The 15931-nt window shown below is 63.2% G+C and carries 15 protein-coding genes; 2 read left to right on the top strand and 13 right to left on the bottom strand.

Translation table 11 applies throughout. The annotated features are described in order from the left end of the window. From RT21_RS15085 to rfbB, 5 genes are all read right to left on the bottom strand, one after another. The gene (locus tag RT21_RS15085) at positions 1-1800 is read right to left on the bottom strand and encodes a sensor histidine kinase (protein ID WP_045423244.1); all 1800 of its coding nucleotides are present in this window, start codon (positions 1798-1800) and stop codon (positions 1-3) included. 118 nt (positions 1801-1918) lie between these two features. Continuing rightward, complete coding sequence (gene rfbD / locus RT21_RS15090) at positions 1919-2830, bottom strand: dTDP-4-dehydrorhamnose reductase (RefSeq protein ID WP_046163352.1); 912 nt, start codon at positions 2828-2830, stop codon at positions 1919-1921. After that, positions 2827-3372 carry a dTDP-4-dehydrorhamnose 3,5-epimerase gene (rfbC, locus tag RT21_RS15095; protein WP_045423249.1) on the bottom strand — a complete coding sequence of 182 codons (546 nt, stop codon included), beginning with the start codon at positions 3370-3372 and terminating at the stop codon, positions 2827-2829. The genes rfbD and rfbC overlap by 4 nt, the downstream gene beginning before the upstream one ends. Continuing rightward, the gene (gene rfbA, locus RT21_RS15100) at positions 3369-4241 is read right to left on the bottom strand and encodes a glucose-1-phosphate thymidylyltransferase RfbA (protein ID WP_046163353.1); all 873 of its coding nucleotides are present in this window, start codon (positions 4239-4241) and stop codon (positions 3369-3371) included. Before rfbA ends, rfbC begins: the two co-directional genes overlap by 4 nt. Beyond that, entirely contained in the window at positions 4238-5311 is a 1074-nt protein-coding gene (gene rfbB / locus RT21_RS15105; protein WP_046163354.1) for a dTDP-glucose 4,6-dehydratase, read from the bottom strand. The genes rfbA and rfbB overlap by 4 nt, the downstream gene beginning before the upstream one ends. 332 nt (positions 5312-5643) lie before the next feature. Between rfbB and RT21_RS15110 the strand changes: the two genes are divergently transcribed. After that, entirely contained in the window at positions 5644-5943 is a 300-nt protein-coding gene (locus RT21_RS15110) for a hypothetical protein (protein ID WP_046163355.1), read from the top strand. Here the strand turns inward: RT21_RS15110 and RT21_RS15115 are convergent. The 7 genes from RT21_RS15115 to RT21_RS15145 form a co-directional block, all read right to left on the bottom strand. Next, entirely contained in the window at positions 5940-7067 is a 1128-nt protein-coding gene (locus RT21_RS15115; RefSeq protein ID WP_045423256.1) for an ABC transporter permease, read from the bottom strand. The two genes, RT21_RS15110 and RT21_RS15115, sit on opposite strands and share 4 nt — an antisense overlap. Position 7068: 1 nt before the next feature. Further along, positions 7069-9810 (bottom strand): ribosome-associated ATPase/putative transporter RbbA, encoded by a 2742-nt coding sequence (gene rbbA, locus RT21_RS15120; RefSeq protein WP_046163356.1) that lies wholly within the window; start codon positions 9808-9810, stop codon positions 7069-7071. Beyond that, a complete protein-coding gene (locus RT21_RS15125; RefSeq protein WP_045423260.1) occupies positions 9807-10883 on the bottom strand; it encodes an HlyD family secretion protein in 1077 nt (358 codons plus the stop codon). The genes rbbA and RT21_RS15125 overlap by 4 nt, the downstream gene beginning before the upstream one ends. Positions 10884-10994: 111 nt before the next feature. Further along, positions 10995-11615: an ABC-type transport auxiliary lipoprotein family protein gene (locus RT21_RS15130; RefSeq protein WP_046163357.1), complete on the bottom strand. Its 621-nt coding sequence runs from the start codon at positions 11613-11615 to the stop codon at positions 10995-10997. Further along, positions 11612-12550 carry an MlaD family protein gene (locus RT21_RS15135; RefSeq protein ID WP_046163358.1) on the bottom strand — a complete coding sequence of 313 codons (939 nt, stop codon included), beginning with the start codon at positions 12548-12550 and terminating at the stop codon, positions 11612-11614. Before RT21_RS15135 ends, RT21_RS15130 begins: the two co-directional genes overlap by 4 nt. Next, the gene (locus RT21_RS15140) at positions 12550-13338 is read right to left on the bottom strand and encodes an ABC transporter ATP-binding protein (RefSeq protein WP_046163359.1); all 789 of its coding nucleotides are present in this window, start codon (positions 13336-13338) and stop codon (positions 12550-12552) included. The genes RT21_RS15135 and RT21_RS15140 overlap by 1 nt, the downstream gene beginning before the upstream one ends. After that, on the bottom strand, positions 13335-14465 hold the full coding sequence (locus tag RT21_RS15145) for an MlaE family ABC transporter permease (protein WP_253910934.1): 1131 nt from the start codon (positions 14463-14465) through the stop codon (positions 13335-13337). Before RT21_RS15145 ends, RT21_RS15140 begins: the two co-directional genes overlap by 4 nt. 354 nt (positions 14466-14819) lie before the next feature. Here RT21_RS15145 and RT21_RS15150 point away from each other — a divergent pair, with 354 nt between their 5' ends. Further along, positions 14820-15227: a VanZ family protein gene (locus tag RT21_RS15150; RefSeq protein ID WP_046163400.1), complete on the top strand. Its 408-nt coding sequence runs from the start codon at positions 14820-14822 to the stop codon at positions 15225-15227. A 15-nt stretch (positions 15228-15242) separates the two neighbouring features. On the opposite strand, the gene RT21_RS15155 is transcribed toward RT21_RS15150, so the two are convergent. Next, positions 15243-15896, bottom strand: a complete 654-nt coding sequence (locus tag RT21_RS15155) for a DUF2238 domain-containing protein (protein ID WP_046163361.1) — start codon at positions 15894-15896, stop codon at positions 15243-15245. Between the last annotated feature and the right edge of the window lie 35 nt (positions 15897-15931).

Here is a 15931-nt window from a genome sequence, read left to right on the forward strand (position 1 = left end):
CTAGTCCTCGCTTGGAAAGGCGACACCGGGGTCGGCGCAATGCAGGTAAAGACTGATCTGCGCGCCGCCCTCTGGATGGTTGGCCAGGATCAGTTCACCGTCCAGGGCTCGGGCCAGGGTATCGCAGATGGCCAGCCCCAGCCCCAACCCCTGAGCGCTGGTCTTGGTGGTGAAGAAGGGCTCGCGGGCCCGTTGCATCGCCTCGTCGGAAAAGCCCGGTCCGTTATCGCGCAAGGTCAGCAGCACACCCTCGCCCTGCCGCTCGGCGCGCAGCCAGATGCGACGCACCGGCGGGCGCTCGACCAGCGCGTCCAAGGCGTTGCTCAACAGGTTGGAGATAATCTGCCGTAGCCGCGTCTCGCCGGCCTGAACCCAGAGTGTGGCGTCCGGTAGGTCACGAATCAGTTCTACGCCCATGGCCTGACGCCGCTTGGCCAGTAACGCCAGCGCATCGTCCAGCGCCGGCTGCAGCGCAACCCGCTCCGGGGCATGGCGGTCGCGGCGGGCGAAGGCCCGCAGATGAGCGATGATCGAAGCCATGCGCGCGGTCAGTTCGCTGATCAACCGAAGGTTGTCGCGCGCCTCGTCGTTTCGCTGCTGGTCGAGCAGGACGCCGGCGTTGTCGGCGTAGCTGCGAATCGCTCCAAGCGGCTGGTTGAGTTCATGGCTGATGCTCGCCGACATGGTGCCGAGCGCCGATAGCTTGCCGGCCTGCAGCAACTCGTCCTGAGCGCGGACCAGCTCCTGCTGAGCTTGCTCGCGTTCCAGCACCTCTTCCTTGAGTCGGCTGTTCAGGGCTTCCAGGTCGTAGGTCCGTTCTTGCACGCGGCGCTCGAGTTGTTGCCGCGCTTTGGCATCGAGGGCGATACGCTCGAGGTAATGGCGACGCCGCTGCATCAGCAGGCCAAGCAACAGCAAGAGCGCTGCGAGGGTGGCCGCGCCGATCGCGACGACCGTCTGCACGGGTCGTTCGACCAGGCTGATCGGCGCCAGGATGCGCACCGTCCAACCGGTTTCCTTGAGTTCACGGCTCTGAATCAGCCAGGTATCGATATCGAGCGTCAGGTCACGGGGTTCGAGCGTTGGATAGGGACGTTCAGAGGCGATCTGCTCGCGCTCCTCGATATCCAGTGCACGGCTGGCGCGAAACCGCCATTCCGGTTTCGAGGTGAGGATCACCACGCCGAAACTGTCGGTCACCATCAGTTGCTCGGGCGTGCTGCCCCATAGCGTCTCGGTATGGTCCAGGTCCACCTTGACCACCAGCACGCCTAGGATCTCGTCGCCGTCGCGGACAGCGGCGCCGAAGTAGTAGCCGCGTTTGCCCGAGGTGGTGCCGAGGCCGAAGAAGCGGCCCAGTTGGCCGGCCATGGCTTCGCGGAAGTAGGGCCTGAAGGCGAAGTTCCGACTGATGAAGCTGTCTTCCTCGTTCCAGTTCGATGCGGCCAGCGTGTCGCCGTCCGGCGCCATCAGATAGATCACATCGGCGCCGGTTTCCTTGCGCAGCTGATCCAACAGGCGGTTGGCCTGATCCTTGGCGGCTGGGTTGTCGGGCTGACGCAGCGCCGTGCGCAGGGTCGGCAGATCACCGAGGATGCGCGGCAGCACTTCGTAGCGGCGCAGCGAGCCGAGCAGGTTGGCGACGTAGAGATCGAGCGTCTGGCGGTTCTGCTCGATCAGCTCGTTGCTGTAATAACGGTTGGCCAGTTGCTGCAGCGGCCACAGCAGCGGCGCCAACAACAATGCAACCACGGCCAGGTTGCGCCAGCGAGGGCGGCGGGGAGAATCGGGTGAAGTCATGCAGATGCGCCTGTGGTTCGGGCGCCATTATGCACGTCCGACCCGCTTTGGTGCTTGCGGCTGGGTGAGCGGCACAGTCGCCCGGGGCGGCGTCGGTACTATCAGACGCTTTGTGCAGTCAGACGCTTTGTGCAGTCGGTGCGCTGTGATCCGCTTGAGCATGGGGCATAGTGCCAAGGCACTGCTGCAGGGCGGTTTCCCAGTCTGGCAAGGTGATCTGCCAATCGCGCTGCAGGCGCGCGCAGCTGAGGCGGGAATTGAGCGGCCGCTGAGCCGCCGTGGGGTAGTTGGCAGACAGGATCGGCTCGATCCTTGCGCGCAGCAGGCCCTGGCTCTGCAGGTGTTGAGCGATGTGGCAGGCGAAGCCGTACCAAGACGTCTCCCCTCTGGCGGTCAGATGATAGAGCCCGCTGGGCCCACCTACACCGCTGCGCCGTTTGCGTACCATCTCGGCGGTGACCGCTGCGATGGTGCCGGCCCAGGTTGGCGCGCCGATCTCATCGTCGACCACCGACAGCGAGTCGCGTTCCTGGAGCAGGCGTCGCATGGTCAGCAGAAAGTTGCGCCCGTGCAACGAGTAGACCCAGCTGGTGCGCAGGATCAGATGGTCGCCGCCGACGGCCTGAATTGCTTGTTCACCGGCCAGTTTGCTCGCTCCGTATACGCTCAGCGGGGCCGGCACATCTTCTTCACTGTAGGGCCCGTTCTTGCGGCCGTCGAAGACGTAGTCGGTGGAATAGTGGATCAGCGGTACACCCAGGGCTGCCGCTTCCTCTGCGAGCACACCAGGGCCGATAGCGTTCACTGCAAAGGCTCGCTCACGGTCGTCTTGCGCGGGGTCAACCGCGGTGTAGGCGGCCGCGTTGATGATCAGGTCGGGACGCAAAAGGCGAACCTGTCGACGAATCTGCGCCGGCTCGGCCAGGTCCAGCAGCTTGTGACCCAGCGCGAGCACTTTTCCTTCACCGGCAAGCGCCAGTTGCAGCTCCCGAGACAGTTGCCCCGAACTACCGGTGACGAGGATTTTCATGCAAACAGCTCCGCTTCGCTGAGTACTTTGCCGTCGATATCTTTCTTCGAAAGCTGGGGTGGCTCGGTGAAGGGCCAGTCGATGCCGATTTGCGGGTCATTCCAGAGCAACGAGCGCTCATGGGCTGGCGCGTAGTAGTCGGTGGTCTTGTAGAGGAATTCGGCGCTCTCGCTGAGCACCACAAAACCATGAGCAAAGCCTTCCGGGACCCACAGCTGGCGCTGGTTATCGGCACTCAGGCGGGTGCCGACCCAGCGACCGAACGTCGGCGAGCTGCGGCGCAGGTCCACCGCGACATCGAATACTTCGCCGGCTACGACCCGCACCAATTTTCCCTGGGGCTGCTGAATTTGATAGTGCAGGCCCCGCAGCACGCCGCGCTGGGACTTGGAATGATTGTCCTGGACGAACTGGCGCTTGAGCCCCGTGGCCGCTTCGAAAGCGGCCGCGTTGAAGCTCTCGTAGAAGAAACCGCGTTCGTCGCCGAAGACCTTGGGCTCGATAATCAGCACATCGGGAATGTCGGTTTCGATGACCTTCATGCGTCTTCACCCGCCAGCTTGAACAGATACTGGCCGTAGCCGGTCTTGCCCAGGGCATCGGCGCGCTGCAACAGCTGTTCGCGGTCGATCCACTTGTGCTGATAGGCGATCTCTTCCAGGCACGCGACCTTCAGACCTTGACGGTGCTCGATGGTCTGCACGTACTGCGAGGCTTCCAGCAGGCTGTCGTGGGTGCCGGTGTCGAGCCAGGCGAAGCCGCGGCCGAAGCGCTCGACATTCAGGTCGCCGCGCTTGAGATAGGCATTGTTGACGTCAGTGATTTCCAGCTCCCCGCGCGGCGAGGGCTTGATCGACTTGGCGATCTCGATCACATCGTTGTCGTAGAAATACAGACCGGTCACGGCATAGCTGGACTTCGGCTTCGCCGGCTTTTCTTCGATGGACAGGGCTTTGCCGGTTTCGTCGAAATCGATCACGCCGAAGCGCTCCGGATCCTTGACCCAATAGCCGAATACCGTGGCGCCTTTCTTCTGTGCCGAAGCACGCTGCAGCTTCTCGGTGAAGTGCTGACCATGGAAGATATTGTCGCCGAGGATCAGGCACACCGAGTCGTCGCCAATGAACTCTTCGCCGATCAAGAAGGCCTGGGCCAGACCGTCCGGCGACGGCTGCTCGGCGTAGCTGATGTTCACGCCGAACTGGCTGCCATCACTCAGCAGGTTCTTGTACTGCGGCAGGTCCTGCGGCGTTGAAATCAGCAGGATGTCGCGAATCCCGGCGAGCATCAGCACCGATATTGGGTAATAGGCCATCGGCTTGTCGTAGATCGGCAGTAGCTGCTTGGATACGCCCAGGGTGATGGGGTGCAGACGGGTGCCGGAGCCTCCGGCGAGGATGATTCCTTTCATGCGCTTTGCTCCAAGGCGCCGAGGCGCTCACGTTGATAGCTGCCGTCCTGGACGCGACGGCACCATTCGAGGTTGTTCAAATACCACTGCACGGTCTTGCGCAGGCCGGTCTCGAAAGTCTCTTGCGGGACCCAACCGAGCTCGCGCTCGATCTTGCTGGCGTCAATGGCGTAGCGCAGGTCGTGACCGGGGCGGTCCTTGACGAAGGTGATCAGATCCTCGAAACGCTCAAGGCCTTCGGGCTTCTGCGGCGCCAGCTCTTCGAGCAAGGCGCAGATGCCGCGCACCACGTCGATGTTCTTTTGCTCGTTGTGACCGCCGATGTTGTAGGTCTCGCCGACCTGGCCTTCGCTGACCACCTTGAACAGGGCGCGGGCATGATCCTCGACGAACAACCAGTCACGTACCTGGGTGCCGTTGCCGTAGACCGGCAGCGGCTTGCCATCCAGCGCGTTCAAGATCACCAGCGGGATCAGCTTCTCGGGGAAGTGATACGGCCCGTAGTTGTTCGAGCAATTGGTGATCAGTACCGGCAGCCCATAGGTGCGCTGCCAGGCCCGGACCAGATGATCCGACGAGGCCTTGCTGGCCGAATAGGGCGAGCTGGGCGCGTAGGGTGTGGTTTCGGTGAACAGGTCATCGACGCCATGCAGGTCGCCGTACACCTCGTCGGTGGAGATGTGGTGGAAGCGGAAGGCTTCGCGGCGCTCGGCTGGCAGCGACTGCCAATAGGCACGTGTTGCCTCGAGCAGCTGATACGTGCCAACGATGTTGGTCTGGATGAACTCTGCCGGGCCGTCAATTGAGCGATCAACGTGGGATTCGGCGGCCAGGTGCATGATGGCGTCCGGCTGGAATTCCAGCAGCGCTTCACTGACGCGCTCGCGATCGGCAATGTCGGCTTGAAGGAATTGGTAGCGGTCGCTGCTGTGGACTTCGGCCAGCGACTCGAGATTGCCGGCGTAGGTCAGCTTGTCTAGGTTAAGGACGCTGTGCCCGGTGTCTTTGATCAGATGGCGGATCAGAGCAGAGCCGATGAATCCGGCTCCGCCGGTTACGAGAATGCGCATGATTGAGTGGCTTCCTTGGCGCGCTACAGAGCTACAGGCTCTTGGCATGTCGGCAGGATAGACCCGCCGAAAATACAAAAATTCCCGCCCATGGCGCTGAGCTTCGAACGGGTATGAAGGTGACTGACTGCATTGTTCCGGCAAACCGCTGGCCAGAGCCCTGCCAAGCCTGGTAGGTCGATTCGCCTGTTTTGCTCATGAGTTGCCGTGCATGATGCGAACGCGTCTGGGCTCAACCCTGACGTTAGGGTTATTCAACCAAAGCGGCGATGCAGGCAAGTGGCGAAAATGCAGTAACATCATGCTGATATCAACTCTTAGGTGGCAATGGAATGCACACTTGTAACGAGCAACTCGCCGAGTTTCTGAGCATGACAGCGCGCAGCCTGTCGCAACTGAGCGAGGCCGTGACCACCTTCTCGTTCGAGATGATGGCCAGCGAAGACCCTGCCGTGCGCATTGCTAGCCGCCGCATGGTGTCGCGGGTCTCGCAGATCCAGTCGACCTTTGAGCACCAGCTACGGCTCGTCGGTGCGCTGTCCGGCGTCGAGCACGCGGCGTGCGGTTCAGTATTTGAGGTCGAACTGCAGCCGTCGCCCGAGGTTGACCCGTCTACCGGCTACGACCGCTAACGCAACGACTGCCGCAGCCGCGACAACGCGCCAAGGAAGAAAACCGCGCCGATCGCCAGCAGCGCCAGCAGTTGTGGCCAGATCACCGAGACGCCAGCGCCGCGGAAGAGAATGGCCTGCGCCAGTTCGACGAAATGGGTGGTCGGTGCCGCCAGCATGATGTGCTGGATCAGCGCAGGCATGCTCTCGCGCGGGGTCACGCCACCGGAGAGGATCTGCAGTGGGATCAACGTGAGGATTACCAGCAGACCCAGTTGCGGCATCGAGCGCGCCACCGTGCCGAAGAAGATGCCCATGGACGTCGCGGCAAACAGGTGCAGCGCGGCGCCACTGGCAAACAGCAGCAGCGAGCCCTGAATCGGAATGTCGAGCCAACCCTCGACCACGAAGCGCAGCGCGAACGCCGCGGCGGCCAACACCACCAATCCCATCGCCCAGACCTTACCGACCATGATCTCGAACGGCGTCACCGGCATCACCAGCAGATGCTCGATGGTGCCGTGTTCGCGCTCGCGGATCAGGGCGGCGCCGGTGAGGATGATCGCCAGCATGGTGATCTGGTTAATCACCTCGTTCACGGCGCCGAACCAGGCCCGATTCAGGTTGGGGTTGAAGGCCGTGCGCACGACGGCCTCGACCGGCAGGGCATCAACGCTGCGGTAGCGGCGGACGAAGTCGGCCGTCTCGCTGGCGATGATCTGCTGGATCTGGCCGGCCCCGGTGAACGCCTGGCTGACCTGGGTGGCGTCGACATTGAGCTGGATTGTCGGCTGGCGACCGGCCAGTAAATCTGCCTGGAAGTTCGGCGGAATGTTCAGGGTGAAGGTGTAGAGGCCGGCATCCATGCCGCTGTCCATCTGCTGCAGGGTGATGGCCTTGGGCTCAATGAAGTAGGGCAACTGGAAGGCGTTGACGATGCGCAGCGAGGCCTGCGAACGATCCTCGTCGACCACGGCGATGCTGGCGCGGTGCGGCGCCTCGGGCACGGCGGTGGCGCCTTCGTAGATGGCCAGGGTGAACGAATAGATGATCAGCACCAACATTGCCGGATCGCGGTAGAGGCTGCGCAGCTCTTTGAGGCCGAGCTGGATGATGTTGCTGAGCTTGCGCCGGACGTTGGCCATGCTATTTCTCCTGCTTGCGCAGGCCGGCGACGCTGAGCAGGGTCAGCAGCGGAATCGCCAGGAGCATCGGGATGAAATACGGGTACAGGTCGGCCAGGCCCAGCGCCTTGGAAAACACTCCGCGGCTGATGATCAGAAAATGGCTGGTGGGGTAGAGTTTGCCGATAAAGGCGCCGAACCCTTCCATTGCCGAGGTCGGGTGGATCAGCCCGGAAAATTGGATCGCCGGCAGCAGGGTGACGATGGTGGTGCCGAAAATGGCCGCGATCTGGCTGTTGAGGATCGACGACATCAACAGGCCCAGCCCGGTGGCGCAGGTCACGTAGAGCAGGGCGCCAAGGCAGAGGGTCAGGATGCTGCCCTTGATCGGAATGCCAAAGACAAACACCGCCAGCAACGCCAGGGTGGCGAAGTTGAACATGCCCAGGGCGATGTAGGGCAGCTGCTTGCCGAGCAGGAACTCCAGGCGGGTGGTCGGGGTGACGTAGAAATTGGTGATCGAGCCCAACTCCTTCTCGCGCACGACACCCAAGGCGGTGAGCATCGCCGGAATCATCATCAAGAGCAGCGGAATCATCGCAGGTGCCATGGCTGGAAGGCTCTGCACGTCTGGGTTGTAGCGGTAGCGGATGGCGACGTCGGCCGGCGCCAGCTGCCCGTCCACGCCGGCTTCGCGGGCCAGCTGCTGCAGGTAGGTCAGATGGATGCCCTGCACGTAGCCTTTGATGGTGTCGGCCCGCATAGGCATGGCGCCATCGATCCAGAACGCGACCTGAGGCACGGCCCCGCGTTTGAGATCGCGGCCGAAGTTGGGTGGGATTTCCACCGCCAGGCTGATGTCGCCGCTGCGCAGGCGTGCGTCCAGTTCGGCATGGCTGGCCAGCGCCGGCTTTTCCAAGAAGTAGCGCGAGCCGGCGATGTTCTGCAGGTAATGCTGGCTGGTGGTGGTCTGGTCCCCGTCGAGCACGGCATAGGTCAGGTTTTCCACATCGAAACTGACCCCGTAACCCATGATGAACATCAGCAGCACGCTGCCGAGCATCGCCAGCGTTGCGCGGATCGGGTCGCGGCGCAGTTCCATGGCCTCGCGGCGGGTGTAGCTGAGCAGCCGCCGCAGGCTGAAACGAGCCTGGCGGCCACTGTTGCTGGTCGCTTCGATCGGGCCGTGCGTAACGGTTGAGGTGGCTGCCGGCTGTTCGCCGGCATGCGCCGCGGCGGCTTCCTCCAAGTAGGCGATGAAGGTCGCTTCGAGCGTCGGCAGCCCGCGCTTGGTCATCAGCGCCTGCGGCGTGTCGCTGTCGAGTACCCGGCCGGCGTGCATCAACGAAATGCGGTCGCAGCGCAGTGCCTCGTTCATGAAATGGGTCGAGATGAAAATGGTCACGCCGTCTTCACGTGACAGCTGCACCAGCAGTTCCCAAAATCCGTCGCGGGCGACCGGATCGACGCCGGAAGTGGGCTCGTCGAGAATCAGGATTTCCGGATTGTGGATCACTGCCACCGCCAGCGACAGGCGCTGACGCACGCCTAGAGGCAAGCGACTGGGCAGGCTGTCGGCGTCGCCGGTGAGATCGAAGCGCGTGAGCATCTCCTGCACGCGCGGCCCGCGCCGTTCGGCCGGCAGGTGGAACAGCCGGGCGTGCAGGTCGAGGTTCTGCCGCACGGTCAGCTCGCTGTACAGCGAGAACGCCTGGGACATGTAGCCGACGCGTTGGCGGGTCTGCATGTCGTGCGGGTCCACCGGCTTGCCGAACAGCAGCGCCTCGCCCTCGCTGGCCGGCAGCAGGCCGGTGAGCATTTTCATGGTGGTGGTCTTGCCGCAGCCGTTGGAGCCGAGGAAACCGAAGATTTCGCCACGGGCGATGCGGAAATTGACCTGATCCACCGCGACGAAATCGCCGAAGCGCATGGTCAGACCGTGGGCCTCGATCGCAATGCTGTCGCTATGCGGCTGCGGCGGGATGACCAGTTCTCGATGCTGATTGCGTTTGGCGTCCGGCAGCAGGCGGATGAAGGCCTGCTCCAGCGAGTCGCTGGCGGTGCGCGCCAGCAACTCGGCTGGCGTGCCGGTGGCCAGCACGCGACCGGCGTCCATCGCCACCAGATGGTCGAAGCGCTGCGCCTCATCCATATAGGCGGTGGCCACCAGTACGCTCATCTGTGGGCGCTCGCGGCGGATGCGCTCGATCAGCTCCCAGAACTGTGCACGTGACAGCGGATCGACGCCGGTAGTGGGCTCGTCGAGGATCAACAGATCGGGGTCGTGGATCAGCGCGCAGCAGAGGCCGAGCTTCTGTTTCATGCCGCCGGAGAGTTTGCCCGCCGGCCGTTCGAGAAAGGACGCGAGGCCCGTGCTGCGGGTCAGTTCAGCAATGCGCCAGTGGCGCTCCTCGCCCGCCTGGCCGAACAAGCGGCCGAAGAATTCGAGATTCTCGAAAACGGTGAGTGTTGGATACAGATTCTTGCCCAGCCCCTGAGGCATGTAGGCGATACGCGGGCAGACCCTGCGTCGGTGGCCGGGATCGGCGATGTCGCCGTCGAGTACGCCTATCGTGCCCTGCTGCAGCTTTCGCGCCCCGGAGATCAACGCCAGCAGGCTGGACTTGCCCACCCCATCGGGGCCGATCAGACCGACCATGCATCGCGCGGGCAAGGTCAGCGTCAGCTCATCCAGAGCACGCGTCTTGCCGTATTGCAGGCTGACCCCGGCAACCTGCACCACCGAATCGAGCGGCTCGCTCATGGCGTTACATTGATCTGCAGATCGGCGGGCCACTCGCTTTCAGCGTCGAGCTTCAGATAGGCCATGCCCGGCAGGCCGGTCTTGACCTGCTCCATGTGGCGCTTGAGCAGTTCCGGATCGATGCGTGCCTTGACCCGGAACATCAGCTTTTCGCGCTCGCTTTCGGTTTCCACGGTCTTGGGTGTGAATTGCGCCACGCTGGCCACATAACTGACCTTGGCCGGAATCACGTACTGCGGGGCGGCGTCGATCACCAGCCGTACCTCGGCACCGATCGCCACGCGTCCGGCCTGACGTTCGGGCAGGAAGAAGGTCATGTAGACGTCGGCCAGATCGACCAGATTGAGCAGCTTGCCCCCCGCGCCGAGGACTTCGCCGGGCTGCGCCACGCGGTATTGCACGCGAGCCACCCGGTCGCTCTTCAGTTCGCTGTCGCGAATGTCCGCTTGCAGTCGCTCAACGCCGGCTTGTGCCGCCTCGACAGCCGAGCGCGCCTCGATCACCTGGGATTTCGCTGCGGCAATGCCGGCGTCGGCAGACACCACTTGTGAGCGTGCGGCCGCGAGCGCCGCCTGGGCGCTTTGCATCGCGGCCAGGTCATCGTCGAGCTGCTGTCGCGCCATGGCATTGCGCGCCACCAGGGTTTCGGTCCGTTGGTGGCGCTTCTGGGCGGCGGTCAGTTCGGCTCGGCGCTGGGTGACGACGGCTTCGGCGGTGGCGCGCTCGCTTTCCCGCTGAGCGACCATGGCCTCTGCGGTGAGGATGGCATTCTCGCCCTGGCGGACCTGCGCACGCGCCTGGTTCAATTGCGCCTGGAGCACATCGGTATCCATACGCGCCAGTACCTGGCCCGGCTGGACGAAATCACCCTCGTCGACAAGAATTTCAATCACCCGGCCCGGGCTCTTGGTGGCGACATCAATCTCGGTCGCTTCGATGCGACCATTACCGCTGGCGAACCCTTCGCCGAGACCGCTGGGGCGCAATTCGCTCCACAGCAGCGCACCGATGACGGCAATCACGGCGGCGGCTGCGAGAACCTTGAGTGCGGCTCGGGTGCGTGGCTGACTCATGACTCTGCTCCGGCTATTAAACGTCCGGAGTCATCTTAGGCGCTCTAATACGCTACTTGTGTGTATCTGGATCAATTCCGAGGCGATTAACGCCTACCGTACGGCAGTTGCTCAGGGCAGTTGTCGGGCATGGCTCAGCGTCCATTCGAGAATATCGGCACTGAGCCTGTCGCTGGCCTGGCCGAAGGCGTCGACCACACGTTCCACGCTGGGGTCGGCGCTTGGCTGACGGACCTCGAAGCGGCGGTTGGCCAGGGTGCGCTGGTCGTTGCGATTGACCAGCCGCGCATCAAGGGTGATCACCACCACCGGCTTGCCGTCGATGTAGACGGTCTGGAAGGCGCGCAGATCGCTGTGCAGGCTGAGGTCTGCATAGAGATTGACGTCTTCGTTGCTTACTGAAGGCATGCGTCCGTCGCGCTGGAAGGCTTCGATCAAGCGGTCGCGCAGCAGCACCGGCGCAGCGTCGCTCCAGCGTGCGCCGCCGTAGGCGCTGATTTCGTTGCCCTGCGGCACGACGGCGATGCGCTGGCCGGAGAGAATGCGGCTGGCCTGCGGTGTGTTGATGCGCAGCGCTTGCTGGATGGTCGGCTCGCTGGCTTGCTGCGGCGTCGGTGTGGTCGGCAGCAAAAAGATCCGCAGGGTCTCGGACTCCGGCAGCACCGAACAGGCGGCGAGGGCCGAGAGCAGCCCGAGCAGCGCAAAGCGGGACAGGGATTGGCGAAGGCTCATGGGTTGAACTCCTGCAGTTTGTCGCGGCCGAGGAGGAAACCACTCGGGTTGTCTTCCAGGCGCTGGGTGACCCGGCGCAGCGCACCGAGGGTGCTGCGCAGTTCGTTGATCGCCGGGCCGAGTTCGTTGAAGCCCTGCATGCCATTGTTCAGCGCGCCCTGATTTTCTTCGAGCAAGGTATCCAGACGCGAGGTGGTGCGGTCCAGCGCGCTCATCGATTGCGCTGCGCTGTTCAATACGCTGCGGCCCTGATCATCGAGCAGGTCGTTGGCGTTGCGTGTCAGGCTCGACAGCTCACCCATCACGGTATTGGCCTGTTGGCTCAGTTGGTTGAATTGCTGGAGTGTCTGGGACAGATCGCCGCGTTGCTCCGAGAGCACGCTGGTGGCCTGTTCCAGGTGTTCCAGCGTGCGGCTCAGGCGCGTGGTGTTCTCCTCGGAGAAGATCTGGTTGGCGCTGAGCAGCAGGTTGTTGATGTTGCTCATCAGGTCTTCGCCGTTTTCCAGCAGTGCGCTGAGTGAGGACGGGTCGGCGATGATCAGCGGTGGGTCTTCGCGGTCGCCTTCGAGCCGCGGGGCATCCGGGGTGCCGCCGTGCAGCTGGATGACCATGCTGCCAGTGATATTGGCCAGCGCCAGGCGCGCCTGGGTATCGGTTTTGATGGGCGTGCCGGCGTAGACGCGGATCCGCGCTCGAACCTTGCGCGGGTCGTCTGGCTGCAGCCACAGCTCGGTGACATCGCCGACTTTGATGCCGCTGTATTCCACCGAGCTGCCACTCGACAGCCCGCTGACGGCCTGGCTGAAGCCGATAACGTAATAGCTGTACTCCCGGTCCATGCTGGATTTGCCCAGCCACAGGGCGAAGAGCAGGGCGCAGCCGACGGCTGCCACGGTAAACAGTCCGATCAATACATGATGGGCGCGAGTTTCCATTATGGTTTCTCCAACCGTTGCGCGGCTTCGTGCGCGGCGCGGCCACGAGGGCCGTGAAAATATTCGCGAATCCATTCGTCGTCAGTGGCGGCGACCTTTTCCAGCGTGTCGACCACCAGTACGCGTTTTTGCGCCAGCACGGCAATGCGGTCGCAGATGGTGTACAGCGTGTCTAAGTCGTGGGTGACCAGAAATACGCTGAAGCCCAACGCATCGCGCAGGGTCAGGATCAACTGGTCGAAGGCCGCTGCGCCGATCGGGTCGAGGCCCGCAGTGGGTTCATCGAGAAACAGCACCTCCGGATCCAGCGCCAGCGCGCGAGCCAGGGCGGCGCGCTTGACCATACCGCCGGACAACTCGTCGGGATACTTGCAGGCGGCTTCCGGCGGCAGACCAGCCAGCGCCAGCTTCTGCCGTGCCAGATGTTCGGCATCGGCGCGTTTGAGGCCGATGTGCTCGATCAGCGGCAAGGCAACGTTTTCCTGGAGGTTAAGCGAGGTGAACAGGGCGCCGCGCTGGAACAGCACGCCGAAGCGCCGCTCGACTTCCGAGCGGCGCTGGGTTGAGAGCTTCAGCAGGTTCTCACCGAACACCTTCACGCTACCGGCATTGGGCCGGCGCAGGCCGACGATGCTGCGCAGCAGCACCGACTTGCCAGTGCCGGAACCGCCGACCACGCCAAGAATCTCGCCGCGACGGATATCCAGGTCGAGATTGACGTGCACCGCCTGTTTGCCAAAGCGATTGACCAGGCCCTGGACCTGGATCACGGGTTCGTCTGCTCTCACCAGCCCATCTCCATGAAGAACAGGGCGGCGACCGCATCGAGCAGGATCACCATGAAGATCGATTGCACCACGCTGGAGGTGGTGTGTTCGCCCACCGACTGCGCGCTGCCGCTGGCCTTGAAGCCCTCCAGACAGCCGATCACTGCGATCAGGAAGGCGAACACTGGCGCCTTGGCCATGCCGACCAGAAAGTGGTTGAGTGGAATGTCGCGCTGCAAGATGGTGAAGAACATGGCGGGCGAGATGTCCAGCGCCAAGGAGCAGACCACCAGCCCGCCGACGATGCCGCTGAGAATGCCGATAAAGGTCAGGATCGGCAGCGTGATCAGCATCGCCAGCACCCGTGGCAGTACCAGCAGCTCGATCGGGCTCAAGCCAAGGGTGCGGATGGCGTCGATTTCCTCGTTGGATTTCATCGCCCCGATCTGTGCGGCAAAGGCGCTCGCGGTGCGCCCAGCTAGCAGGATCGCTGCCAGCAACACGCCAAATTCCCGTAGAAACGAGAAGGCAACAAGGTTGACCGTATAAATGGTCGCGCCGAAGTCGGCCAGCACCGTGGCGCCTAGAAAGGCCACCACCGCACCGACCAGAAAGGTCAGCAGGGCGACGATCGGGATCGCGTCCAGGCCGGTTTGCTCGATGTGCGCCACCAGCGCAGTGACCCGCCAGCGCCGCGGGTTGGGGAGCACGGTGAACAGGGTCTGTAGGGTCAGGCCAATGAAGCCGAGCAGGGTGCGCTGCTGATTCCAGACACCCGACACGGTACGTCCAACATGGGCCAGCACATCGGCAAAGCCATTGGTTGCCGGCGCCTGCTCGGCTTCTGGCTGGTCCAGCGCGGCGGCGACGGTTTTCAACAGGGCTTGGCGTTCCGCCGGCAGCTGCGGCGCCCAGTCGCTCAGGCGGGCCACCCGTGCGGGGCCGATCAGTTCGATCAGTAGCCCGGCGCCCGCGGTATCCAGCTCGCCAAGCGAATCGAGTTCGACCCGATCGGTATCTGTGACCTGGCGGCGCGTGCGCTCTATCTCCCGCCGCAGCGTCGCGTAATGCTGCAGGGTCCAGTCGCCGCCAATGGTAAGTGTGGCGTGGGCGTCCTGTGTCGGCTGCCGCTGCAGACTGCCTGGCAGCGAAGTGGGGTGCGTCAAAGTGGTATCCCGTAGTGCTGGTAGCGGGGCGGCATACGCCGTACCCCGTAGCATTGCCCAGATCCTAACAGTTCGGACCTCGATCACGAGGTTACGTTTAGGTCTCTGAGGCGTCGAATATGGGCAGTTGGTCGACAGCGGCGCAATTTGTTACAGGCCGGCACGAACTATCGACCGCTTCCGACCTCCATAGCGTGCACGCCGACGACCATGCTCGGTACGCGCTGCGTCGAGGGGCTGCTATCTTACGCCGCCTTTGTTGACGTCTTCATCACGCCCGCGATTCGGGCCCTGCCAACTTCACTTTCCGATCTCAGCAAGAGCTACCGATTGCCTATGAATTACTTGCGCGTCCTGCCGTTCCTCGCGGTGCTAGCGGTCATCCTCTTCAGCGGATTGCGGCCGGAACCGGTTCCCCAGGTGTTCGACCAGCAGGACAAGCTGCATCACATGCTTGGCTTCGCCGCCCTGATGTTCTCGCTGCGCCTGGCCTTTCCGCAGTGGAGTGTGTTCTGGGCCGTGGCGGCAAGCCTGGCGGCGGCCACGCTGATCGAAGTCGGGCAGAGCCTGCTGCCCAATCGACAGGCGTCGCTGGGCGACATGCTCGCCAATACCCTTGGCGTTCTGCTTGGCTGGGGTTGCGCATACGTGGCTCATCAGTGGTACCTGCGCCGGATCGGCGTGACCACAGATCCCGAGCCATCCGACTCGCCCGAGCGGCTTGGAGACACCGCCCGTCCGTGAGACCGGCGACAGTCGTCATCCAGCCGAGTCGCCATGCCGGCGCCGTGTTCGGCTGACGATTCCGGTAATGATCATGGCGATCAGCGCGCCGCCGGCTGCCAGGGCGATGTCCTTCTGTGGGTCCCAGCGATCATTCTGAGTGGCGAGAAAGGTGCGTCCAAGGCCGCCGTCTAAGACTTCCGCGCCTGCCCATTCGATCAGCTCGTAGATCGCCGAGGTCGACAGCACGATGTCTATCGGCAGTACCAGGCTCCAGAATCCAGGGCGCAGGCCCATGCGAACAAGCAGTTCACGCATCGGATAGGCCAGCAGCAGCCCATAGCTGAAGTGTGCCAGGCGGTCGAACTGATTGCGCTCCCAACCCAGCTGTTCATTCAAGCCTTCGCCCGTCAGCGCCTGCCACCAATCGTTGTAAGGCACGTTGGCGTAGGTGTAATGAGCGCCGAGTTGATGGATACAGAGATAAAGGAAGATCAGCGTCGCAGCACTTCGGGAGGGCAGGTAGTGCTTGTGCCCCAGCAACAAGGCCGCTGCCAACCCCACCACCAAGAGGTTCTCCAACAGCCAGTCATGGCGGTTGAACGGATCGATCGCCAGCGCACCCCAGATCAGCAGGAACAGGCCGACCAAAGTCAAAAGGTAGCGTCGGTGTCGTCTGTCTGTGGCCATGCGTTCTCCAGAGTCGATGTCCTTGTTTTTAGGAC

The organism is Pseudomonas sp. 10B238, assembly GCF_000970615.1.
Classification (GTDB): domain Bacteria; phylum Pseudomonadota; class Gammaproteobacteria; order Pseudomonadales; family Pseudomonadaceae; genus Stutzerimonas.